Raw genomic sequence first — 24,009 nt, 5'->3', positions numbered from 1 at the left:
CAGCGGAAAGTCGCCGCTGACCGTCTTTACTAAAGACAAGGGGGGCTTTATGTTGAAGAGAGTACTATCTGTTCTCGTCTGCTTGCTGACGGCGGGGGGGCTGTATGCTTGGGCCGCTACCACATGGCAGTTGCAGACGAAGCTGAGTACCACGGGTGGAACGCTCAAGGTACGCAACAATGCCACCCAGACCACTGCCGGCAGTGTCGTGTACACCAACTTCACCACCAGCGCCAACGTGCCGGTGACGGTCTCGGCGAATGTGGGATACAAGATCTCCGCCCTGACCAAGAGCGGCACTGCGGTGCCTCTCGGCAACTACACCACCCAGTATGCGACGACCTTCAACAAGGCAAACGGCACCACGCAATCCCTGGTGGCCGGTTTCATCGCGAGGCAGTACCAGGTAACTGCCTCGGCCATAGGGCCCGGCAGCATCTCTGCCACTTCCGTACTGGTCTCCTATAACAACTCGGCTGTTCTGACGGCAACGCCAACCTATACCAACTGCTACCTCATGGGGGTGACCGGCGGCACCGTGGCCGATATCTACGGAAGTCCTGTCAGCTACCCCTACGGTGGTGCCGTCAAGATCACCGTCGCCAACGTCATCGCGCCGCGAACGGTGACAGCAACGTTCATGCAGGCCGCCGTCAATGCCGGCGTGGACCAGGTAGCGCAGACCAACCAGGTGGTCAACCTGACCGGTACCCTCACCGGAAGCGGTACCCTCGCCTGGAGCTTTGTAAGCGGTCCCGCCACCGTCGACACAAGCGCCTGGAACACCCTGACCCCCTCATTCATCCCTGTCGTTCCGGGCACCTACGTTCTGCAACTGGCGGAGATGGCGGGGGCCAAGACGCTTGCCTCTGACACGGTACAGATCACCGTCACCAACTCGGTAACCGGCTACATGCGCACCAATTGCAACGGCTGCCACAGCTCGCACGGGGTGTACCCTTCAACGGCGTTCTCTTTGTGGTCGACCGGATCGCACAGGACGGCCGGGATACACTGCATCACCTGTCACACCAATTCGGCGATGCCGACGCCGGTCAACACCAACACGGTGAACGGTTCCACGTTCACGATCGCCTACGCAAGTGCCGGGACCGTCGGATCCAATTTTTGCGCCACCTGCCACCCGACCTCGATCGTCACGGCATTTTCCGGCTCGCCCCACAATGCCAACGGCCTGACCTGCTCGACCTGCCACACGGGGGGCGGCCACCGGCCTGACGTCGCCGACAGCGTCTGCAACGGCTGCCACCGTGACTCCACTGGCAACGTCGCCAACCACCCGTTTGCCATCGGCGCCAATCCCTGCATCGCCTGCCATAACCCGCACAGTACAGCAGGAAGTGCCGCAGGGGCGACCCCCGTGCACTTCAACACCATGACCGCCGCCGGCTACCCGGCCTCCTACGTGACCTCGCGCTCCAACTGCTCCAACTGCCATGCCGACAGCAGCTCAAACCTTGCGGTGCGTCAGCAGTGGGCGCGCTCGGCACACGCCGCAGTCGCTGATGCTCCCTGGAAAGGGGAGGACTTCAAGACCAAGGCGGGCTGCGTGCAGTGCCACACCACAACCGGCTTTGTGGCCTGGTCCAGCGCCAAGATTACCGCAGCCTGGGGAAGCGCGGCCGACAAGACCAAGGAGGTGCTGAGCTGTGTCGGCTGCCACAGCGACATCAGCAACGGGATCCTGCGCTCGGTCACTCCGGTGCGCCCCTATGCCGAGGACCCCGGTTACCAGTACCCGAACCTCGGCAAGTCGAACATCTGCCTTGGCTGCCACAGCGGCACCAACAACGGGCAGAGCATCGCGGTCCGGCGCGATAACTTCGCCGATTTCGGCAACCTCAAGTTCATCGATCCGCACTTCATGGCGGTGGGCGGCACCAGCTACGCCAAGGGTGGGTACCACTTCCCAGGGCGCAGCTACAGCGGCGAGTCTACCCACACCAGGCTCGGCCTAAGCGACGCGAACGGTCCCTGTGTCGCCTGCCACAAGAACGCCGGCAACGGCCACACCTTCGTCACCGGGGCGCTGCCGGTCTGTGCCGGCTGCCACGGTAGCTCCCTTAGCGAGGCGGGGCTTGCCGCTGAGCGCGCCGCCTTCCTGAACGGGCTGGAGATCCTCAAGGCGCAGCTTGCCGCCAAAGGCTTCGGTACGACCTCCCCGACTGCAGGTTTCAGCACCACCAACTGGGGCTCCGGAGAGAACGGGGCCAACACCATGGGGGCCGCCTTCAACTACGTGCTCCTGGCCAGCGAGCCAGGGGCCTACGCCCACAACCCGATGTATGCGCAGCAACTACTGCTCGACTCCCTCGATTACCTCGACAACGCCCAGCTGGACAACTCGGTAGCAACCCTGGCGATCCCCAATCTCGTCGCCTCGGGTGCCATCAGCCAGGCCATGGCGGACAGCTTCGCCAGCTACCAGGTGAAAGACAGCTGCACCACCTGCCACGGCGGCAGCGCGGCCAGCGCAAAGCCGATGGCCACCGGTGGGCACAGCGCCCACGTAACCCTCGCCTATGGCCCGGGGAACTACTTCGGTAACGGGGTGACTGCCTGCCAGAACTGCCACAGCTTCGATCCTGCCACCCACTTAAACGGCTCGGTGGATCTCGTCAACGGCGCGGGTTCCGCCTGCGTCGGCTGCCATCCGGGCGGCCTCCCCTCCTGGAGCGTCGGCCGGTTGTCCTGCACCTCCTGTCACGCGGCGCAGCCGTCGGTACTGCCGAACGGGGTAGCCGCACCGTACCAGGCGAACTTCGACAGCACCGGTCATGGCCGCTACGCCTCAAGCAGCAGGTGTACCGACTGCCACGATCAAAACAGCCGGCACATCTCCGGGGCGCTCGGTTCCTACACTCGCCTGTCCGTTTCCGGAAATGCCCTGTGTGCCTCCTGCCACAACGACGCGGCTCTGGTTCGCCCGGCATTCCTCAACATGAGTAGCCACTTCACCGCCAAAGGGAGCGGCCAGACCATGGGGTGCGTCGCCTGCCACGACACCCACGGCAGCGCCAACCGTTCCATGATCAGATCCATGATCAATGGCGTCGCCATCACCTTTACCAACAGCACCACGGGGCTGGTCGACCTGGGGACCAACCTCGGGCTTTGCCAGGTTTGCCACACCGTGACCGCGCACTTCCGGAACGGGGTCCCGGAGACCGGCCACCCGACCACCGGCTGCCTGAACTGCCACCGGCATAACGCTGCCGGAGGTGCCTTCAAGCCCTTTGGCACCTGCGACGCCTGCCACGGCTATCCGCCAGTGCCCAAGCGCGCCGGTCTTCGCTTCGGCACTATGAACAACTGGTCCGGGGCACGCTTCGAGTCCTACTCGGGCGGCGGCGGAGCGCACCTGTCGCACGTGGCGAAGACGGCCAAGGCTTCGGAGGGGTGGAACAACTGCACGCCGTGCCACAGCGGCGGGGCGGCCAGCCACCTCATGGTGCTCCCCATCAACGACCACCAGTCGAACGTGACTGTTGCCGTCGATACCCAGTACAGCTTCACTGCGGGTTCTGTGCCGCTGTACGATTCCGGGAAGAGTTGCTCGAACGTATCCTGCCACGCTGTGAAGGCCGGCAGCTTCAGCTACTACTCGTACAACGCGGGAAGCGATGACTACGATTTGATCACGGTGAACTACGGTGGTGCGCAGCGGACCCCGGCCTGGAACGCGACCGGTCAGCAGTGCGCGGCCTGCCACGGCAATCCGCCTGCGGACGGCAGGGTATGGCACAGCGGGAACCACGGCAACCAGGGTCCGACCTCGAGCCTGAACCAGTGCCAGTTGTGCCACCCCGACGTGAGCAGCGTGAACGGCCAGGGTACGACGATCACCAACCCGACGCAGCACCGAAACGGCACGCTCAACGTGCAGGGGGCCTTCAAGTCGACCTGCTTCGGGTGCCACTAGACTAGGGGAGGGCTCGGACCGCTGATCTCGGTCCGAGCCGTGCTGGGAGATTACGAGCGGGAACTATCTGAGGAGGATATCCGAATGAAACGGTTTGTGACGATCTTGATTGCGTCCGGCTTTATGGGAACTCTGTTGTTGTGGGCCACGGTGTGCGCTGCGGAACCGGTACCCGGGGGGACGACGCTGGCCACGGAAAGCGACCTCCCGTCACTGCCGCCAAGCGGCAAGGTGGTGAGCGACACCGCTCCGCCCAAGGCGGTAGTGGGCATGATCTGGGTGGACAGCACCAGCAACATCGAGTACATCTTCGACGGCAGCAACTGGGTACCGCATACTCCCCCCGCCGAGCAGCCGCCACAGTAGGGAGGGCAGGTTTGACATTGTAAGACCACCTGTTAGAACAATCTTCATTGTGCTTAAGCAGCTAAATTGTTTAGGCGCGGGTTTTTAGGTAATTTCCTAATAACCAGCAGGTTAAGATTGAACCAGCATTTTCGCAATACTTTCGCAGGTTGTGCTGTCTTCTGATTGAACTCCCTGCATTTCGTTGGACGGAAATCACAAGGGAAGCCAGTGCTAATCGTTTGATTTTGTGAATATTTTATCTACTGTTGTTGGGGGTATCTCTTGGCGCTTGCTGGGTTCGAACCCCGTTTCCCGCTTTTATATTTTCAGGTGTAGGTTAAGAGGGCACTAAGCATTGATGGGGTAGGGGGAGAGGTGTGTACCAAAGTGTGTACCAAAATCTGGGAAAGCTGATAAACATGGGCAAGATGGAAAGGCTCGTGCCGGAACTAAATATCTGATATACCAGCAACCACCTGATCTGGCTGCGAAAGTCAGTACAATCAAAAACGGCTCATAACCCGAAGGTCATAGGTTCAAATCCTATCCCTGCAACCAAAAAAATCAATGGGTTAGCCATAATGGCTAACCCATTTCTCGTTCCATGTGTACCATGGGATTCAGTCGCGGTGATAGTCAGTCATCAGATGCAGATCACCTTGATACTTGTGTTGCCCTTACTTTATGCGTAGCCTGCTATTGCCAACAAAAATGTTGTTTGTCTCGACTTGTTCCGACACTTCATTGTTATAGTCCGCTATGGCTCCGATATAATATGTACCTGCCCCTAGTGAAGAAGGCAAAGTAACTGTTGTGCTGCCCGTATTCGAAGCACCCGCCATGAGCCATCCTACATAGCGACTTCCAATATAGATGTCAGAATTTGTAATTATGTTGTCACTCGACAAGTATATCCCGATTAAAAAGCCGCCAGAAGATGCTCCACCTATATTGCTAACCGTATTTTTAACCGTGATTGTGACTCCATTTTTTGTCTGCGCAGTACTGGACAGCCCGCTCACAACCAGATCAGGCTTGGCGGTGTCGTTGTCGGTGATGTTTGCCGTGACGTTGCTGATCACCACGGCATCATAGCCGCCGCCGGAGGCCCGGTGCGTGATAGTACCGGTATGCGCCCCTTGAGCCACAGCATCGTTTACTGCCGTAACCGTAACGCTCTGTGCCACATTCCAGTTGCTCGTTGTGAAAGTGAGGGCGGCCTTGTCCACGGTAACCTGGCTATCGGGTGTGGCGGTAATGGTTACAGTTGCCAATGGCTGGCTCGCGAGCGCCACAGTATAGGTCGCGGTGGCGCCCCCTTCGGTGACCGACACTGTCGTCGGGGTGATTACAACCCCGGCGATGTCGTTATCGGTAATGCTTGCCGTGACGCTGCTGATCACCACGGCATCATAGCCGCCGCCGGAGGCCCGGTGCGTGATAGTGCCGGTATGTGCCCCTTGAGCCACAGCATCGTTTACTGCCGTAACCGTAACGCTCTGTGCCACATTCCAGTTGCTCGTTGTGAAAGTGAGGGCGGCTTTGTCCACGGTAACCTGGCTATCGGGTGTGGCGGTAATGGTTACAGTTGCCAATGGCTGGCTCGCGAGCGCCACAGTATAGGTCGCGGTGGCGCCCCCTTCGGTGACCGACACTGTCGTCGGGTTGATTACAACCCCGGCGATGTCGTTATCGGTAATGCTTGCCGTGACGCTGCTGATCACCACGGCATCATAGCCGCCGCCGGAGGCCCGGTGCGTGATAGTGCCGGTATGTGCCCCTTGAGCCACAGCATCGTTTACTGCCGTAACCGTAACGCTCTGTGCCACATTCCAGTTGCTCGTTGTGAAAGTGAGGGCGGCTTTGTCCACGGTAACCTGGCTATCGGGTGTGGCGGTAATGGTTACAGTTGCCAATGGCTGGCTCGCGAGCGCCACAGTATAGGTGGCGGTGGCGCCTCCTTCGGTGACCGACACTGTCGTCGGGGTGAGCACTACACCAGGGGGATTGCTAGCGGCAACCTTGATCTGGTTTCCAGCAATGGCGTTGTTCATCTCATTGGATTCCGACACCTTATTATCATAGTCCGCTATGGCGCCAATATAGTACGTTCCGGGAGATGCTGAAGAAGGCAAGGTGAGCGTCATCTCGGACGTGCTTGACCCGCCCGCCACAAGACCATTCACATAACGACTTCCAAGGTAGATATCAGAAGTGCTGATCATGCTGTCTGTCGACAGGTACAAGGCTACATTAAATCCGGACGAACCGCCGCCGGTTGCACTCGTGATGACCGTATTACTGACCGTGATGGCCTGACCAATAGAGCCGCTGGCAGGGCCGCTCACGGAAGCCATTTCAATGTCAGGCCCGATTACGGTGACGGGGGTACCTGTCCGGGCATTGTTTGCATCATTAGATTCCTTGACTGTATTATAGGGGTCCACAATGACACCGATGTAATAAGTACCCCCGGGAACTGTACTGGGGATCGTGACGACAGTGTCATCGCGTGACTCAGAAGGATATTTAGAGGGTGAACCAACGGGTTCGAGGAGGGGAATATGCCTGTAGCCGATAATAATATCCGACCTCGTGATTATGGGATCAGTGGAAAGGTATACCAAGACGTCAACCGTTGGACTCGCTCCCACACCAATGTTGGTGACAGTATTTGAGACGGTGAAATTGGTTGCGGTAAGTGCAGTGGCCGGGTTAGACACGGAACTCACGACCAAATCAGGACCTTCAATGGTCATTTGATTGCCCGTGCGACAATTATTCGTTTCGTCTGATTCCCATATATCATCCGAAGCATCAACGCAGCCCCCCACGTAATAGGCGGTTGATACAAAACTTACAGGGAGCGAAAGCTGGATATCAACAGGTATTGATACGCATTCTCCCGGTAGAATGTCATCTCCATATATGAGCGCGCCGATCATTCTGTCCTCGGCGGGAGAAATGACTGTGTCGGCCGACAGAACCCATGTGATATATCCCGTGCCAGGAGAAGTCCCTGAACCGATGTTGCACACGCTGTTCTCTATGTGGATGGGCTCGTTCCACCCTCCTTTCACCGGGCTGACCAACGAGGTTATCACAAGATCAGGCGGCACATTGCGGATAACCTTTATGCTGAGTGTATTTGAATTACCGAGGGTATCGGTTGCAGTTACAGTGAAGAAATTTTCTCCAATGGTTAGGGGGACCGTAAGTTCGTAATAGCCGTCGCTGGGCCTATAGGAGGCAGGCTGGCCGTTGACCGCAACAACGGCAACGCCCGAGGGGTCGCTGGCAGTACCGTAAATTACGGTTTCGGGCTGGTACGTCACCGTGAAATTAGATGAATTTACTGTTATGGCAGGAGGCAGACTGAGCGTAGTAAATGTATACAGGGCGCCACCATTGTTGTCGCGACCGATGTTTCCCGCCTCATCAGTGGAATTTACCTCGTAGTAGTATGTAGTGGCTTCTTTCAAATTCTTGATGGTTAAGGACTGTGAGGTCATGAACCAGGGATTGGACCGAGATGCCCCTAAACCCTTCGTATCGCCATAATTGATGGCGGCCGAAGCCGGTTCATTTGTAGTCCACATGACCGTTGCGCTGTCCTGGCCAACTGAATTGATTGTTATCGCCGAAATGACCGGCGGACTGAGATCCGCAAGAGCTGTGGCAAAAGTACTCGAGGGTGTTCCGGTGCCATTGTCTGCGTCAAGGTACGTGGCTGTGATGGTATCCCCTTCCGCCACCTCCAAATACCCGTTGTTGGTCTGTGCCGCTCCCCTGCGGATAACGATTGAACCGGTGAACATCGCGGTGTCAGGCCCGCTCTCAACCAACTGTACAGTCTCTCCACCGGGTTCTGTTGTGCTTTTGATGATTACGCTCACTGTTTCGGCTACCGAACTGTTGTGATTTAGATCCCGGTCACCGACATTGATCTTGATGGTATCCGAGCCGTTGTATCTGGTCTTGTCAATATAGATGAATCCCTTTGAGGTAATATCCGCGGCACCCGTGACGACCACGGTGAAAGGCTGAGGGCCGAATGGCACATTGTAGCCTGTGACCGATACGGTATAGTTCCCTGGCTGCAAAGTGGGCGGTATTAAAACCTGCTCTTCAACATTTAGCCTGTCGGCACTGCCACCGGCGATGGACACACCATTTTGGAAGACGTTACCCTTATAGGTGGTGCCGTCAGGTGCAGTTACCGAAAGGTCGAGATCGTTCACGAGCGCTTTAGCCGCTTCCTCAGCCCCGGGGTAATCTGACCAGACCAGCGTGACCTTTAACATCTGGGTGCCTGCTGAAAAATAGCGCCAACTCCATGTCGCATCGGTTAGCAGGCCGGAAGTAACGTCAGTTACATTGAGAAACTTATTGTCGCCGAAAAAATGAAGAACATTGGAGAGGTTTATCCTCCCCCACCCCTGTCCGGTGGAAGGTATGAGGGCATCGGTGTAATTGCCGGTCATGTTCTGAGCGCTGTTGATGAGTGTTGCCTTGACCATGGCAGCTGAGGGCTCGAAACCATTGGCAGCGTTTGCCGTCCCGTTGGGCCAGTAACCGTCCGTATAATATTGCCTCACAAGGGCTGCGGCACCCGCCACCGTAGGTGTTGCCATCGAAGTACCGCTCATGGCGATCGTTCCGCTGTTGAAGCTGTTTTTAATGCCGTCGGAATCGGCAGAGACAATATTTACCCCCGGAGCAGTGACCGTTGGTTTGGTTCGGCCATCCGTCGTGGGGCCGTTGCTGCTGAACCATGCCAGATTCTCCGCATTAAGACCATTTTCAGAGGCTCCGACACTGACGACATTTTTCGCGGTAGCCGGAGTACCGACTGTACCTGCGGCATCGCCTGAGTTTCCGTTGGCAAAGAAAGCAAGAAAATCATTGTTCTCCCAGATAAAGAGATCGGCGGTCCGGGCGAACGTATCATATGCATTGGCAGTTGCCCCCCAACTGTTGGTATGGAGCCTGGCCCCTGCGTAATAGGGAGTATTGAACAAAAGTCCGAGGTCTGATGGAGGATAAACGGAATTTTCATCACCAGGCGTTAAATCCTGCATGAAAATTTTGGAATCGGGTGCCATTCCGTTGGCGTCAGAGAAGCCGTCCACTGGGGTGCGATTGCCTGCAACGGTACCCGATACGTGGGTGCCGTGTCCGAAGGTGCCGTCATAATCGTCTGCATAGCTCGTATACCCGACAATTTTTCTATGTGTGGGGCCGATAGGCACTCCCGAAGGATCATAAAACCATGGCATGTCATAGTCGACACCGGTGTCGCCGATACCCACTATCTGCCCGTCACCAAGTATACCTTTGCCCCATATCGTTGTGTTTTCAGGAGTGTACGATTGGATTGTCCATTTGGAAGTATCGTTCAGCAACATCATATCTGCAGCTTCTTCAATCCAGGCTACTTCCTCAAGGTTTGCAATCTGGTTGATTGCTCCCGAATCAACCTTTACTCTCGCCACAGCCCGTCCTACATCCAGAATTACACCCTTTTTCTTTAAAACAGCAGACAGGATAACCGAGAGATTTTCAGCGGAATCAGCCCTGATGTGGAATTGTTTTATCGTTTCGTTCTTTCTGATCTTCTCCGCGAGTTTTTTTTCTATCTTGTACTCAGCATTGTACTTGACCACCCCTTGAATAAATGGAAAGCCATCTACTCTATTCTTGGTCTTTTCATCCATTGAGACAATGAACGCAAACTCAGGGATGTAATCATGTATGCGGCAGCCGATATCCAGAATCTTTTTTTTGTCAGCCTCATAAATTGGTCCTGAGAACTGAACTATCCACTTCTTGATTATATTTTTTTCTTTTCCGATGACTTTTTGAGTACCAGTTTCTGGATTTTTCACATCAACAAAGAAACCATTTATTGCAACACCTGTTATGTTACCCTCTGATGCATAAGCAATACTATTCAATAACAAAAAATAAAAGAGAACAACGCCCATTTTATTAGGTGTTTTCATTGCCGTCGCCTCCTTCTAATTTCCAAATCCTCTTGGTGCTGTAGCCTGTTGGGGTAAATGGAAATTTGTCAGCCGAGTTCCAATAGTTACCCTCCTATCGGCGTCCAAAAGATGACCGAGCTACAACAAAACATTAGACAGTTAGGACAGCAGGTGAGGCTCAACAGTGCCGAGGGTGGGGTAAACTTGCAATCCGATCAAGAGAGAATGACGCTGTCTTGAGCAAAGGTGAACCCCTGGCAGGTATGTCAGGGTACTACTGAAGCAACGCGAAGATCTGACTCCGGGCAGTCGCCCCGGTCTTTTTCATGATCTGCTTCAAGTGGTTCTTAACGGTGAACTCTGAGATGAAAAGCTTGTCGGATATTTCCCTGTTGGAGAAGCCCTTGCTTATGAACTTGGCCACTTCGGCTTCTCTTTTGGTGAGTCGAAATTTCTGCCGTGACCTGGCGACGTTAACCTCGTGTTCCTTTACGACTTTTTCGACCAAGACCAGGATGCAGGTCTGCATTCTGCCTTTGCCGTCCCCCCCGATGAGGAAGGGGCGAGCCGAGTACGGGAGCTTTCCTGCATTGACAACGTTTTGGTGTTCGGCCCTGCATGCGAAGTCGTCCGTCGAGTAATTAAATACGGATTGTAATAAGTTTTTAATCCCGTCGTGCACCCATCCTTGTTTGTGTCCATCTCCTGGCGTCACGACCTGCATCTCGATCGCGACCTCATTCGAAAAAATTAGGTCTCCCGCCAGATTGAAGATCAAGATTCCCGGAGTGCCGCGACTGTAGACTATGTCTAAGAGATTAGCCATAATCGAAATTCTATTGGGTCAGCCTGGAAAATCAAATTTATATCTCAAATTAGCACTTTTGAGCTATTTATTCGCCACTGGCGAAACGGTAAATATGTCGTAAAACTCTGCCGTGAGAGGCGACCTCCTGCTGCGGCTGGAGTGCAATGCTGCGTCCAGCTTGTTTGCTTGCCTGTGACAGTGGGAACTGAGGGGTATGTAATTAAGTCCCGATTCAGGGAGCCGGATTCCCATGCGGAAGATGAGCGCCAATTAGGGGATGCTGATAACTTTTACCTGATTTTAATGAACTTGGCCAATGGGTAAGTTGGGGCAGTAGGACATTTCGGCCAGAGTTCCTCAGTGGCGACTTCGTTGCCTGGGCAGAGGCTGCCGGCATGATGATCCACTACATCCAACCTGGTGAACCGAACCAGAACGCTTACATCGAGAGGTTCAACGCACCTATCGAGAGGAGATCCTGAGCCTGTATGTGTTCCAGAGCCTGAGCGAGGTCCGGGAGATTACCTACTGGTGGGCGAACGACTACAACGAGCTGCGTCCACACGACGCCCTTGGGGATCTGACACCCGCTGATTACATGACTCGCTACACCAGAAAGTCTACTTATGAAATGTCTACTTGACGGGGAAGCTTACGCGATAAATCTTGCCCCTGTTTCGGAACGAGATTCGCTTAATCTTCAGCGGTATGTTAGAAATAGCAAATCCTCCGAACATTCTACGCCGGCTTTATTGCGACCCTTCAAACGCGCACCCTGAGTTACTCCTGTGCGCTCACGATCGCTATTACTTCTTGTGCCATGATAATTTACTGTGCTATAAAAACGACCTGGTTACGCTGTTCCAGCATTCCATATTCTCTTGAAAATGGCCATAAGATGGACTAGCACTCTTGTAGAAAGCCTGGGGAATAGACACCAAAGCGATGAGCCAGAAGAGCGTCACCCAGCCCTGGAGCCCTCCGATTCGTCCGCTTGCTAGTTGCGTCCAGTCAAGCTAATCAGCACCCTCTAAGCCCCGAATTGATACCGGTAATAGGCTATTTCGTATGAATTTGGCATCAAGGCAATCTATTGACAAGGAGGCTCTTTTGCCTAGTCAAAAGGGATTCACCCTTTCCGTAGTTGTCCCGGTTTACAATGAAGAAGAAGTGCTACCTGATTTCCACCGGCGGCTCTCGACGGTGATGAATAACCTTGGTGCCAACTGGGAAATACTTTATGTAAATGATGGCAGCACCGACCGTACTCTGCAGGTTATTCGCGGATTATGCGATCCACGGGTGGCTACCATCGACCTGAGCCGCAATTTCGGCAAAGAGATTGCCATGACTGCCGGATTGGACCATGCCCGGGGGGATGCTGTGGTGGTGATCGACGCCGACCTTCAGGACCCGCCCGAGTTGATTCCGGACCTCGTCTCGAAATGGCAGGACGGCTTCGACGTCGTCTACGCGAAACGCAGTGTCAGGGAGGGGGAATCATGCCTGAAAAAATCTACGGCGAAGCTTTTTTATCGAGTTATCCAGAGGCTTACCCGGATTAGTATACCGGAGGATACCGGGGACTTCCGGTTGCTCAGCAGGAAGGCAGTTCAGGCATTGGGGCTGCTGCGTGAGCAGCATCGTTTCATGAAAGGGCTGTTTGCCTGGATAGGTTACCCGCAGGCTGCAGTCTACTTCCGGCGTTCGCCACGCTTCGCTGGGAAGACCAAATGGAACTACTGGCGTCTGTGGAATTTCGCACTGGAAGGCATTACCTCCTTCTCCATCGTTCCCTTGAAGATCGCTTCCTATATTGGCCTGCTGACCGCGACTGGTGCCTTTATTTATGCCTGCTTCGTCATCTTCAAGAAACTGACCTACGGCGATCCCGTGCAAGGCTATGCTTCCTTGATGGTAGTGATGCTGTTTCTGGGGGGAGTGCAATTGATGACCCTCGGCATGATAGGCGAATATCTTGGCAGGATGTTCAACGAAACCAAGCGGAGACCTCTCTACCTGGTGAATCATTTCGATCCTTCCTGCCTGTGGAAGACGGGCGGGCGTGGACAAGACGTCGTGAATCCATCTCTTCAAGGTACAACGTGGTGCGAGGCTGAAGAGTGACTACAGTTAGCAAGAAGACCGTAAGCGTGATCATACCGTGCTACAACGAATCTGAGACCATCTACGAGTTCTACCGGAGAATGGCCGGGGTAGCAGAGAAGGCGGGAGACTATCTCTTCGAATTCATTTTCGTCAACGACGGAAGCAGGGATGACACAGCCCTCCGCCTTAACGAACTGTCCGAGCGTGACTTGCGCGTCAAGGTTGTGCACCTTGCCCGAAACATGGGGCACCAGATAGCGATCACGGCAGGCATGGATTTCGCCGGGGGGGATATGGTTGTCATCATCGATGCCGACCTGCAGGACCCGCCCGAAGAGATCCCCCGGATGCTGGAAAAGATGGAGCAAGGCTTTGATCTGGTTCATGCCCAGAGAACGAGGCGTGATGGCGAAAGCGGATTCAAACTGGCTACCGCCTGGCTGTTCTACAAGCTGATGCGCCGGTTATCGACCAGGGATATCGTGGAGAACTGTGGAGATTTCCGGGCGTTCAACGAAAAGGTGCTGAAGGTGGTGCGAAAATTCCGGGAACGTCACCGTTTCATGCGGGGCATTTTCGCCATCATTGGTTTCCGCCAGTGCATCATCCAGTACGACCGCGACCGACGCTATGCCGGCAGCACCAACTATCCCTTCCACAAGATGCTCAGCCTTGCCATCAACGCCATCTTGAGCTTTTCCTCCAGTCCCATCCGGTTCATCACCTGGACATCCTTTACCCTCTGGGCTGTCAGCCTCATCTATCTCGTGAAGGCATTACTGGATCATTTTGTTTTCCAGGTAACCGTTCCGGGGTGGACGTCGATCATCATACTCATGACTTTTTATAACGGGATAATCCTTTTCAGTATCGGCATAATCGGCTCTTACGTCGGCAGGACTTTCGAGCAGGCACAGGGCAGACCGCTTTACTGGGTGGGCGATACGAGAAACATCGATCGGGAGGGGAACGAATGACCACTTGCGAACTTCGTTCATCCAGGACCCGCCTGGCAATTTTCTTCATCCTAGTCCTTGCCGTCTGCGTTGCGTACGGGAACACGCTCTCCAACGGGTTCGTCTATGATGATGAATACCAGGTGCTCAAGAACCCCTGGATCAGGGACTTTCACTTCCTGCCCACTATATTCACCAACGAGGTGTGGGGATTCAAGGGCAGTTCCGTCTCCAACTATTATCGGCCACTGCTGCATGTCGTTTACATGGCCTGTTATTACCTTTTTGGATTGAAAGCCTGGGGCTACCATGCGCTAAACATTCTGCTCCACGCCGCGGTCACCATCCTGGTGTTCCTGCTCTGCGAGGCTGTGCTGGCTCGGGAGAATTCCCGGCATGTAACAGCCTTCTCGCTGCTGGCTGCGATGTTGTTCGCCGTTCACCCGATACATACAGAAGTGGTGGCAGCGGTCATGTGCGTGACTGACCTGCTGCTGACGCTTTTTTACATCGGTTGCGTCTATCTCCATGTGCGCTATCTGGACCGCTCCTGGTATTACAAACTTTTGCCGGCGGCTCTTTTCGCACTGGCACTCCTCTCCAAGGAGATAGCAATAACGCTTCCGTTGGCCCTGTTGGTGGTCGATTACCTCGTCGAGAAAAGAATTGCGCCGCTCTCCAGGCTGGTGGCACGATACGCCCCATACCTCGCTGTGGCTCTTTGTTATCTGGCTGTCAGGGGAAGCGTGCTTGGGGCATTCGCGCCCATAAACCGGCATCCCGACCTCTCTCCTTTCCAGCTGATCCTTAATACTTTCCCCTTGGCCGTGCGTTATGCCTGGAAGCTGATCGTGCCGGTGGAGCTGAACGCGATGTACGAGTTCAATCCGGTAAGATCGCTCAGCGAGCCGCTTGCCGTTTTTTCCGTATTGACCGTCGTTGCTGCCGTGGCGCTTTTGTGCGGCGTGGCCAGAAAAACGAAAACGGTCGCATTCGGTCTGGTGTTGGCGTTCGTGCCGCTGCTCCCGGCCTTTTACATCCGCGCCATACCGTATCCCTTCGCCGAACGTTACTTGTACCTTCCCTCGGTCGGTGCAGTCCTGGTCCTTGCGGGGCTGCTCTCGAAGCATATCCAGAGTCCCAGGGCGGTCAGGGCATGGTGCGTCGCCTTGTCGCTCGTGGGATGCTGCTACCTCGTCGCCACCGTTCGGCGCAACACGGTCTGGAAGGACAATTACACCCTTTGGTCTGATACCGTCTTGAAATCGCCTGACAACGCCATCGTGCACGCTAACCTGGGGGCGGCGCTGAAATCGATGGGGAGGCTCAGCGAGGCGATTGCGCAGATCACCTTTGCAACGCAGCTTGATGCCAGTACCGAGTTCTTCCGGCAACTGGGTAGCGCCTATTACCAGGCCGGCGACCGTCAGGAGGCTGTCAGGCAGTATGAAAAGGCCGTCGCCCTGGAGCCGGCAAATGGCATGGCCCATAACGATCTGGGGGCATTGTACGGAGAACTGGGCGCATACGCTAAGGCCATTGAGCATCTGGAAGCCGCAATACGGCTGGACCCTTCCCATGCAGACAGTCATTACAATCTGGGAATGGCCTATCTCGACGCGGGCATGAAGGACAAGGCTGCGGAACAGTTCGAGGCCTCGGTAAGGCTCAACCCGAATGAACCGGAGTTTAGGGCCCGCCTGTCTGCCACCTTGAATGAACTGAAAAAATAGCGATGGGAAGGGCCATGAATTCATACATCAAGAAGCTCACTATTATCACCGTTTTGACCAAGGCGGTGATTCTTGCCGTAATCTGTGCCGGATATTATTTGGTGCCTTTCAACGTGCCAGCCCACTACGCCAATTTCATCTATCCGATCGGTGAGCCTGTTTCGCTGGCTTCCGCGTTTAAGACCTGGGACGCCAATCACTATCTCTACCTGGCCGACGCATGGTACTCGCCGTATCACATAAGCAACGCATTCTACCCGTTGTTTCCCTTTCTGGTCCGGGTGGTGGGCAGCCTGACCTTCGGGAATAACCTGGTTGCCGGATTGATCCTTTCGACCACATTCACCGTGCTCTCCGTGGTGTACCTCTTTCGGCTCATAGGGAAGACCCACGGCGAGGAGGTCGCCTACCGGTCGTGCCTGATGCTGCTTGCCTTCCCGACAAGCTTTTACCTGGGCCTGGTGTATACCGAATCCCTTTTCCTGATGCTGGCGCTCATGCTGCTGTATTACCTCCGGGAAAACAAGACGACTCCTAGTTTCATCTGTGCATTCCTGCTCCCTTTGACCCGCCCCACCGGGATCCTGGTCATTGTGCCCGCCCTGGCCGCCATTCTGCCCTGCCTCCGCGCAAAGGAGAGCTTCGAGCTGAAAAAGCTGCTCACGCCTGCCGGATTCGTAGCGGGGTACGGTACCTACCTGCTGTTGATGGATCTCTCCACCGGCGATCCCTTTGCGGGCTTTGATGCCCAGAAGGTCTTCCTTGCCAACAATTCCCTGCTCAACCTTCTGCACCCGATTGACTGGTTCCTGAACAATTTCGTTTACCTGGACTTCACCCTGAACGGGTTCAGCACCAGCATCCTCAACAGGGTGTTCTTCGTCTTCTATGCTGTGGTCGCGGTGCTGTCCTACAAAAAGCTGGACAAGACCATGTTTGCCTACCTGCTGGTTATGGGCCTTGTTCCCGCAATGACCGGCAGCCTGACGTCGTACATGCGGTACGTTGCCATGGCGTTCCCCCTTTTCGTATATTTAGCCATCAAGTTGAGGGGGAGAATGGCATACTGCTACCTGATTCCTTGCGCGCTGGTGCAGGTGGTTTTCGTCCTCGTCCACGCCTCGAGCCGATGGATTGCATGATTGCGCCAGGATGAGCATCACGCACCCGGTTTTTCCCGAAACTGAGCTGCTGTTTGTAGGGGGGGTACCCGGTCTGGTAGCTACAACGGCAGGGAGGTCCTGCTCACCACGGTGCGCAGGGCGAAGGAGGACTGCACCCGCAACACGCCCGGGAGCCCGGTCAGCTTGTTGTGCAGGCGCAGGTAGTCGTCGGTGTCCTTGACGATCACCCGCAACAGGTAGTCCACGTCGCCGGACATGAGGTAGCACTCCATCACCTCGGGCACGGTCGTGATCGCCTCCTCGAAACTGGAGAGCTTTTCCCGCTGCTGCCCGTCCAGCGTGACCCGCACGAATACGTTGCCCGGCTTGCCGATGGCCCCCTGGTCCACGAGCATCACGTACCGGTCGATGATGCCGCTTTGCTCCAGCATGCGCACCCGCCGCAGGCAGGCCGACTCCGACAGGCCGACCAGTTCGGCCAACTGAACGTTACTGAGCCTACCGTCTTTTTGCAGCGCGGTCAGAATGGCCCGATCGATCTTGTCTACGCCGTCCTGCGCAACATTCTTCATCTTGATCCTCGCTTATTCGCATATTCCACGAAAATTTAGCGTCTTTCTCCCTGATTCGCAAGAAAAAATCGGCCATCTTTTGGTATGCTCTGTACAGTACCGGCCGGTCCGGAGAAAAGCCATCAAAGAGGGGAAAGGAAGCGAAGATGATCGTCGGAGTTCTGAAGGAAATCAAGGTTGAGGAGAATCGCGTCAGCATGACCCCGGCGGGGGTGGAGGTGATGGTGGGCCACGGGCACACCCTGCTGGTGGAGGCCGGCGCCGGTGCGGGGAGCGGCTTCCAGGACGATGCGTACCGAAAGGCCGGCGCCGAGATCGTGGCGACTCCCGCGGAGATCTACCGCCGCAGCGAGATGGTCATGCACGTCAAGGAGCCGCAACCAAGCGAGTACGACCTGATCCGCGAGGGGCAGATCGTCTTCACCTACTTCCATTTCGCGGCGGCCGAGGGGCTGACCCGCGCCTTCATAAAGAGCAAGGGGGTCGCGGTCGCCTACGAGACCATCACCGGTCCGGGCAACTCGCTGCCGCTTCTGACCCCGATGAGCGAGGTCGCCGGCCGCATGGCGGCGCAGCAGGCGGCCAAGTACGCGGAGCGGGCCCAGGGGGGGCGCGGCATCCTGCTGGGCGGGGTCCCGGGTGTCGCACCTGCCACGGTCGTGGTCATCGGCGGCGGGGTGGTCGGCACCCACGCGGCGCAGATGGCCTGCGGCATGGGGGCCAAGGTGTACCTCCTGGACATGAGCCTGGAGCGCCTGCGCCACCTCTCCGAGGTGATGCCCAAGAACTGCTTCCCGGTGATGTCGTCGCCGGCGACCATCCGCGAACTGGTCAAGGAGGCGGACGTGGTGATCGGGGCGGTGCTGGTGCACGGGGCCAAGGCGCCCAAGCTGGTCACCCGTGACATGCTGAAGACGATGAAGCCCGGCGCGGTGCTGGTGGACGTCGCCATCGACCAGGGTGGCTGCTTCGAGACCTCGCGCCCGACCACGCACCGCGAGCCGACCTACCTGGAGGAGGGGGTGCTGCACTACTGCGTCGCCAACATGCCCGGCGCGGTGCCGCTCACCTCGACGGCGGCCCTCACCAACGCCACCCTCCCGTACGCGGTGGCGCTGGCGGACCGCGGCTGGCGCGAAGTGGCGCGCCAGAATGCCGGGGTCAGGGAGGGTATCAACGTCGCCCTGGGGCAGGTCACCTACCGCGGCGTCGCCGAGGCGTTCGGTCTCGACTACACCCCCGTTGACGAGGTGCTCGGCTAAGCGGGGAGCGCGCCGCCAGTGAAAAAAGAAGAGGCCAGCCGGCAACCGGCTGGCCTCTTCTCGTTCGTTTCACGTTCGTTCTCTCGACGGGAAGCTAGGGGGTGCGCAGACGCAGCTTGCGCAGCACGCTGTCGTTCACCTGTAGCCGGACCCTGCGCGGGTCCAGCACCGGGACCTTCTGGTCGGGGCCGCTTCTCAACAGGGAGAGGGCCAGTTCGCCGGTCTGCACCCCGATGTCGTAGGGGTCGATGTCAAGAGAGGCCGCCGCTCCGTTTTTGAGGTACTGGCCGGTAAAGGTCACGGCGGGTATCCCCTGGGTCATGGAAAAAAGGAGCAGCGCCTCCATGTTCACCGTGGTAACCACGGTACTGTCCGGCAGAAGCCACAAGAGGTCCACCTCCCCCTTGAGTTTCTCCAGCTTCCCTTGCAGGTCGCGCGAGTGGCGCACCGGCTCCGTGGTCAGGCTGACGTTGTGATCGTCGGCTTCCGCGGCGGCCCTTTTCAGGTACAGACCCGAAACCTTCGGGTCGTAGAGGACCCCGATCCGCTTCGCCCCGAGCTGGGCGAAGAGCTCCAGGTACCGGCCAGGGGCGGCCACCATGGTCACCCCGCCGACGTGATCGGACTGGGGCTTCTGGGACAGTGACAGGGACAGCATGGAGACCACGGGGACCTCCCTGATCTTGCGGCAGGCGGTCAGCGCCTTGTCCCCCACCGCGATAACCATCCTCGGACGCACCTCCCGAACCAGGCGCTGCACGTCCACCTCGGCGTAATCGGAGAGCACCAGGGGCTGCTCGCTGCTCCTGGCGGCGGCGCGGAAGCCGCGCAAGGCCTCGGCGTAGACCAGGCTGCGGCTGGACTGCAGGATCAGCAGCTCGGTGGCCGGCGCCGCCTCCGGAAGCACCAGGGACAGCAGCAGTATGCAAAGGTAAAGGGAGCGCATCAGAAGCGGAACCTCCCCCCTACCTCGAACCACCGCGGAGCAGCGGGACGGAAATCGTACTCGTAGAATTTGGTGTCGAAGATGTTGCGCAGCGAGAAGAAGAGCTCCGGTGAGTTTTCCCGCGCCGGCAGGAGCTTCTGGTTCAGGTGCAGGTCCCACAGGGTGGCCTCGGCCCTGGCTCCCGGGACGGTGAGGTTCCAGTTGGAGTAGTTCGCGGTCAGGACGCAGGTGAGGCCGGCATCGGGGTTGTCGTAGCTTAGCGAGCCTTTCACCGCATGGCGCGGCCCGGCCAGGTCCCCTTCCAGCTCCTCCCCCGTGCTGCGGTTGCGCGCGTCGGTGAAGGTGTAGGCACCGGTGAGGGACAGGCCATGCCAGGGGGAAGTGCGCAGCTCCAGGTCGACGCCGTGACGGCGCTCCTTGCCCTTGTGCAACAGGCCGGCCTGGAAGTCGAATTCCTGGATGTTCCAGACGTTGTTGTGGAACAGCATCCCCTTGAGCCAGAGATAGGGGATCGCCGTACTCTCCACCCCTCCCTGGATGGTGCCGACCTGCTGCAGTTCGTGTTGCACCTCGCCGGTTGGGGAGCCGTAGCGGCTGATCAAGGGGAGGCTGTAGCCGCGCGCGGCGTAGCCGCGCAGGATCGTGTCGTCGCCCAGGCGCAGGGTCGCCCCAAGCGTCGCGCTCACCGGGTCATCCAGCAGGTTCAGGTGCTCGACGCGCACGCCGGGAAGCAGCGAGAACCTCCCGATGGTGTAGGTGCCGTTGGCGTAGAAGGAGTAACGGGTCAGCCCGAGGTCCGAGTTGCTCCCGGGGATCTGCTGCAGCGGTTCGCGCTGACGCACCTCGATCCTCTCGAATTCCACCCCGGTCTTCAGACCGTTCTGCGCGTCCCCCCAGTTCAGGTCGGCCGCATACCCCTGGTGCGTCTCGCGCGCCTCGGGGGTGAAGAAGAGTATCCCCTGGGAGATGAGCCCCCTGCGGTCCACGCTGTTGCGCACCCCGCCGCGGCCGTTCACCTCAAGGGTCAGGCGCTGCGCCAGCGGGACCTGCAGCGAGAGGTAGCCGTTTAGGTAGCGGACCTCGCCCGTTTCGTAGACGTCGTACTTGGCCGCCCGCATCAGCCCCAGGTCGGCATGGCGTACGTCCAGGCCCAGGGTCGCCCTGGCGCCGTTGGCAAAGTCGTAGGTGAGCTTGCCGAAGCCGTGGCCGAAGTCGACGTCGTTGCCGGGGACGAGCCCGTTGGAGCGGAGGGTCCCCCCGGTCAGGTAGTAGCCGAGCCCCTCCCTGCTGCCGCTGATCTCGCCCCGCAGGTCGCTGGTCGATGCCGTGCCGATGGAGGCGGAGGCGAGCCCGGTGGCCCCCCGGTCGGTGGCCGGGGACTTGGTGATGATGTTGATCACCCCCCCAAGGGCCGAGCCCCAGGCCGCGGACGCCGCCCCCTTGATGATCTCGATGCGCTCGACCATCTGCACCGGGATGAGGCCGAGGTGGGCCAGGTTTTCGGAGCTGACGAAGTTCTGGGGCACCCCGTCCATCTGCACCAGGATGTGCCGGTTCGACGAGCCGAGCACGTTGTAGAGCAGGATGGAGCCCGGGGTCTGCAAAAGGTCGAGCTGCACGCCGGGGACGGTCTGCAGCACGTCGGCCACGGTATGGGCGTTCAGCCTGGCGATCTGTTCGGCGGTGACTACGGTGACGTTTTCGGCGATGAGGGATGCGGGGCGGGGGAGGCGCGAGACGCCGGCGGGCTCCTCCTCGGAGAGGCCGAGCGAGCGGGTCACCTCGTCCCCGTCCTCTCCCCTGGCGCTAAGCGGCGCCAGCGGGATAAGGAGCAACAGTGAGGCGAGCAAAATTTTGCGGAGGACTTTGCCGGTCAATATCCAGCCCGTTGTAAAAAAGAACGTTGACAGCTGCGTTTTTTTCTGGAACAACTGTCACAAAAGGTGCCGTATACCTATCAGTTTAAGTGGTTATTGTCAAAAGAATTTGCATTAGTAGTATTTATGTCATATTTGCTGTTTGTTGCCCTCGTCTATGTTGATAAATACTAACTTCTAGCTATAGTTCTTACTGCTCACATACAGTGCTGTTCTACAAATAGCTTCACTGCGATCCGGATCTCCAACGTCGCGTCCCAGGCACGAGCTGCTGCCGGGCGCTCGCGTCGACCACGACCTCGCCACCGCCATCCATCCCCCAGGAGGCCGCTGCCGGGTCAAGCCAGAGAAGGCCTCAGCCATGAACAGGTTGTCGTTGCCCCAGCGCTTTTGCTCCTTCCGCTCGAGCTTCCAGTTCAAGCTCTTCATCCGCTTCACCCTCTTCTCCGCGGTGATCGCCGTGGTCTGCGGCACGCTCTTCGTGCTGCACCAGATCAACCAGAACAAGCGCCATGCCAAGGAGATGCTCCAACTGCAGGCACACGGCCTGGCCGATGCGGTCCGCCTCCCCCTGTACGCCGAGAACGCCGACCTCCTGCTTTCCTACGCCGCCGAAACCATGGGGCTCCCCGAGATCAGGGCCGTGGAGATCGTCAACGCACGGGGCAAGGTGCTGGTCAGGCTCCCCCCCTCCCTCCCCGGCTCCCCCGAGGAGTTGATTCGGGAGCGGGCCGAGGTGCACGGCCATGCCCTGGCCCCTTCGCCGGAGCAGGCCCTGTCCGGGGAGCAGGCCGCGGCGGGGGACCTGGTCGGGGAGGTGCGGCTTTATCGCGGCACGGACGACCTGTGGCGGGAAGGGAGGCGCCTGGCCGCCTTGAGCGTGCTGCTGGCCGCGGCCTGCTGGCTCTTCGTCAGCGTCTCCTGCTACCTCATCCTCAGGAGGGTGACCGCCTCCTTCAACTCCCTGATGCGGGGGATGGAGAAGGTCCATGGCGGGGATTACGTCTCGCGCATCGACATCGTGTCGGATGACGAGCCGGGGCGGGCCTCGGCCCTGCTGAACGAGCTTGCCGAGGCGCTCAGGCAGCGCGAGGAGGAGAACCGCCGCCTGCACACGGAGCTGATGGCGGCCATGGATTTCGAGGTCGCCTCCAAGGAGCAGCTCGTCTCCATCAACCTCGACCTGGAGAAGGAGATCGAGCAGAGGACCCAGGCCCGCCAGGAGCTGAAGAACCTGGTGCAGCAGCTCCCCCTGGGGATCGTCTGGTCCGACGAGCGCGGGGATATCGAGTACCTCAACTCCTTCCTGCTCGACACCTTCGGCTACGGTCCGGAGCAGGCGCCGGACCTGGACGCGCTCTTCGCCCTGATCTGCCCGGACCGGGCCTACCGGGAGAGCGTGCTCGAGAAGCGGCGCGCCGCCATCGCGGCGTGGGAACAGGGGAACCTGGTCACCTTCTACGAGGTGAGCGCCCTGTGCAGGGACGGCTCCCCGCGCCACCTGAACTGCAGCAACCAGCGTTCCGGCACCCGCATCGTCGACATCATGATCGACATGACCGAGCGGGAGCTTTTGCAGCAGCAGATCGTCCGGAACCAGAAGCTGGAATCGATCGGTGTCTTGGCCGGCGGCATCGCCCACAACTTCAACAACGCCCTGACCGGGGTGCTTGGGTACATCTCCTTCGCCAAGAAGTTCGTGGAGCCGGCACATGGCGCCCACGAGCTGCTGCTGCAGGCTGAGAAGGCGACCATGCGCGCCGCCGGTTTCGCCAACCAGCTCCTGTGCTTCGCCAGGGGAGGCGCCCCACTGAAAAAGGGGGTGCCGGTCGCGGCGCTGGTCGAGGAGGCGGTGCAGTTCTCCACCAAGGGGACCCGGGTCCGTGCCACCATCGAGCTCCCCGAGGATCTCCCGCCGATCTTCGTGGACGACGGGCAGATGCGCCAGGCCTTAAACTGCATCTGCATCAACGCGGTGCAGGCCATGCCGGAGGGGGGGGAGTTCAACGTGCGGGGGAGGCTGGTCTCCAGCGAGCGGGAGCGGCTGCCGGCTCCCTTGTGCGGCTGTTACGTCGAGCTTTCCTTCCGGGACCAGGGGTGCGGCATCCGCGACGAGCACAAGTCCAGCATCTTCACCCCCTATTTCACCACCAAGGCGGAACTGGGGACCGGGCTGGGGCTCGCCACCGTGCACTCCATCGTCACCAGGCACGGCGGCATGGTCACCTTCGACTCGCAGTTGGGGAAGGGGACCACCTTCACCCTCTACCTCCCGATCTTCTGCATGGAGTCGTCCGCGTCGTAGCCGCATGGGCATAAAAAAGCAGCCAGCCCGCGAGAGAGA

13 protein-coding genes and 1 pseudogene are annotated in these 24,009 nt (G+C 58.2%); 9 read left to right on the top strand and 5 right to left on the bottom strand.

Annotated elements, in window-relative coordinates; all coding sequences use genetic code 11:
• Positions 1-49 precede the first annotated feature (49 nt).
• On the top strand, positions 50-3,943 hold the full coding sequence (locus tag KP003_RS14060) for a multiheme c-type cytochrome (RefSeq protein WP_216788874.1): 3,894 nt from the start codon (positions 50-52) through the stop codon (positions 3,941-3,943).
• 84 nt (positions 3,944-4,027) lie between these two features.
• Positions 4,028-4,309 carry a hypothetical protein gene (locus tag KP003_RS14055; RefSeq protein WP_216788873.1) on the top strand — a complete coding sequence of 94 codons (282 nt, stop codon included), beginning with the start codon at positions 4,028-4,030 and terminating at the stop codon, positions 4,307-4,309.
• Between the two features lie 659 nt (positions 4,310-4,968).
• Here the strand turns inward: KP003_RS14055 and KP003_RS14050 are convergent.
• Positions 4,969-10,296 carry a CARDB domain-containing protein gene (locus KP003_RS14050; RefSeq protein ID WP_217299722.1) on the bottom strand — a complete coding sequence of 1,776 codons (5,328 nt, stop codon included), beginning with the start codon at positions 10,294-10,296 and terminating at the stop codon, positions 4,969-4,971.
• A gap of 256 nt (positions 10,297-10,552) precedes the next feature.
• Positions 10,553-11,104 carry a helix-turn-helix domain-containing protein gene (locus KP003_RS14045; RefSeq protein WP_216788871.1) on the bottom strand — a complete coding sequence of 184 codons (552 nt, stop codon included), beginning with the start codon at positions 11,102-11,104 and terminating at the stop codon, positions 10,553-10,555.
• A 329-nt stretch (positions 11,105-11,433) separates the two neighbouring features.
• Between KP003_RS14045 and KP003_RS21350 the strand changes: the two are divergent.
• The 5 genes and pseudogenes from KP003_RS21350 to KP003_RS14015 all read left to right on the top strand — a co-directional run.
• A pseudogene (locus KP003_RS21350) lies at positions 11,434-11,729 on the top strand (integrase core domain-containing protein); the annotation flags it as partial.
• Positions 11,730-12,196: 467 nt separating this feature from the next.
• The gene (locus KP003_RS14030) at positions 12,197-13,213 is read left to right on the top strand and encodes a glycosyltransferase family 2 protein (RefSeq protein ID WP_236026976.1); all 1,017 of its coding nucleotides are present in this window, start codon (positions 12,197-12,199) and stop codon (positions 13,211-13,213) included.
• Positions 13,214-13,239: 26 nt separating this feature from the next.
• A complete protein-coding gene (locus tag KP003_RS14025) occupies positions 13,240-14,172 on the top strand; it encodes a glycosyltransferase family 2 protein (protein WP_216788866.1) in 933 nt (310 codons plus the stop codon).
• Entirely contained in the window at positions 14,169-15,884 is a 1,716-nt protein-coding gene (locus tag KP003_RS14020) for a tetratricopeptide repeat protein (protein WP_217299721.1), read from the top strand. Before KP003_RS14025 ends, KP003_RS14020 begins: the two co-directional genes overlap by 4 nt.
• A 14-nt stretch (positions 15,885-15,898) precedes the next feature.
• Positions 15,899-17,026, top strand: coding sequence for a glycosyltransferase family 39 protein (locus tag KP003_RS14015; protein ID WP_217299720.1), 1,128 nt, complete (start codon positions 15,899-15,901; stop codon positions 17,024-17,026).
• Between the two features lie 80 nt (positions 17,027-17,106).
• Here the strand turns inward: KP003_RS14015 and KP003_RS14010 are convergent, their stop codons facing one another.
• Positions 17,107-17,580: an Lrp/AsnC family transcriptional regulator gene (locus KP003_RS14010; protein WP_216499666.1), complete on the bottom strand. Its 474-nt coding sequence runs from the start codon at positions 17,578-17,580 to the stop codon at positions 17,107-17,109.
• 146 nt (positions 17,581-17,726) lie between these two features.
• On the opposite strand from KP003_RS14010, the gene ald reads away from it, so the two are divergent.
• A complete protein-coding gene (gene ald, locus KP003_RS14005) occupies positions 17,727-18,842 on the top strand; it encodes an alanine dehydrogenase (RefSeq protein WP_216499667.1) in 1,116 nt (371 codons plus the stop codon).
• Positions 18,843-18,936: 94 nt separating this feature from the next.
• Here ald and KP003_RS14000 read toward each other — a convergent pair whose 3' ends face one another.
• A complete protein-coding gene (locus KP003_RS14000) occupies positions 18,937-19,788 on the bottom strand; it encodes an ABC transporter substrate-binding protein (protein ID WP_217299719.1) in 852 nt (283 codons plus the stop codon).
• Positions 19,788-21,665, bottom strand: a complete 1,878-nt coding sequence (locus tag KP003_RS13995) for a TonB-dependent receptor plug domain-containing protein (protein WP_239027540.1) — start codon at positions 21,663-21,665, stop codon at positions 19,788-19,790. The genes KP003_RS14000 and KP003_RS13995 overlap by 1 nt, the downstream gene beginning before the upstream one ends.
• A 361-nt stretch (positions 21,666-22,026) precedes the next feature.
• Between KP003_RS13995 and KP003_RS13990 the strand changes: the two genes are divergently transcribed.
• Positions 22,027-23,970, top strand: a complete 1,944-nt coding sequence (locus tag KP003_RS13990) for a sensor histidine kinase (RefSeq protein ID WP_216499670.1) — start codon at positions 22,027-22,029, stop codon at positions 23,968-23,970.
• The last annotated feature ends 39 nt before the right edge of the window (positions 23,971-24,009 follow it).

The sequence above is a fragment of the Geomonas diazotrophica genome (assembly GCF_019063885.1).
In the GTDB taxonomy this organism is placed as follows: Bacteria; Desulfobacterota; Desulfuromonadia; order Geobacterales; family Geobacteraceae; genus Geomonas; species Geomonas diazotrophica.
Note: the sequence above shows the minus strand (reverse complement) of the source record. Positions and strands in the feature narration are given on the sequence as shown.

Coding starts and splice junctions, on each gene's coding strand:
- KP003_RS14050 (WP_217299722.1), bottom strand. CDS start 10,296: ATGAAAACACCTAATAAAATGGGCGTTGTTCTCTTTTATTTTTTGTTA.
- KP003_RS14060 (WP_216788874.1), top strand. CDS start 50: ATGTTGAAGAGAGTACTATCTGTTCTCGTCTGCTTGCTGACGGCGGGG.
- KP003_RS13990 (WP_216499670.1), top strand. CDS start 22,027: ATGAACAGGTTGTCGTTGCCCCAGCGCTTTTGCTCCTTCCGCTCGAGC.
- KP003_RS14055 (WP_216788873.1), top strand. CDS start 4,028: ATGAAACGGTTTGTGACGATCTTGATTGCGTCCGGCTTTATGGGAACT.
- KP003_RS14045 (WP_216788871.1), bottom strand. CDS start 11,104: ATGGCTAATCTCTTAGACATAGTCTACAGTCGCGGCACTCCGGGAATC.
- KP003_RS14020 (WP_217299721.1), top strand. CDS start 14,169: ATGACCACTTGCGAACTTCGTTCATCCAGGACCCGCCTGGCAATTTTC.
- ald (WP_216499667.1), top strand. CDS start 17,727: ATGATCGTCGGAGTTCTGAAGGAAATCAAGGTTGAGGAGAATCGCGTC.
- KP003_RS14000 (WP_217299719.1), bottom strand. CDS start 19,788: ATGCGCTCCCTTTACCTTTGCATACTGCTGCTGTCCCTGGTGCTTCCG.
- KP003_RS14015 (WP_217299720.1), top strand. CDS start 15,899: ATGAATTCATACATCAAGAAGCTCACTATTATCACCGTTTTGACCAAG.
- KP003_RS14010 (WP_216499666.1), bottom strand. CDS start 17,580: ATGAAGAATGTTGCGCAGGACGGCGTAGACAAGATCGATCGGGCCATT.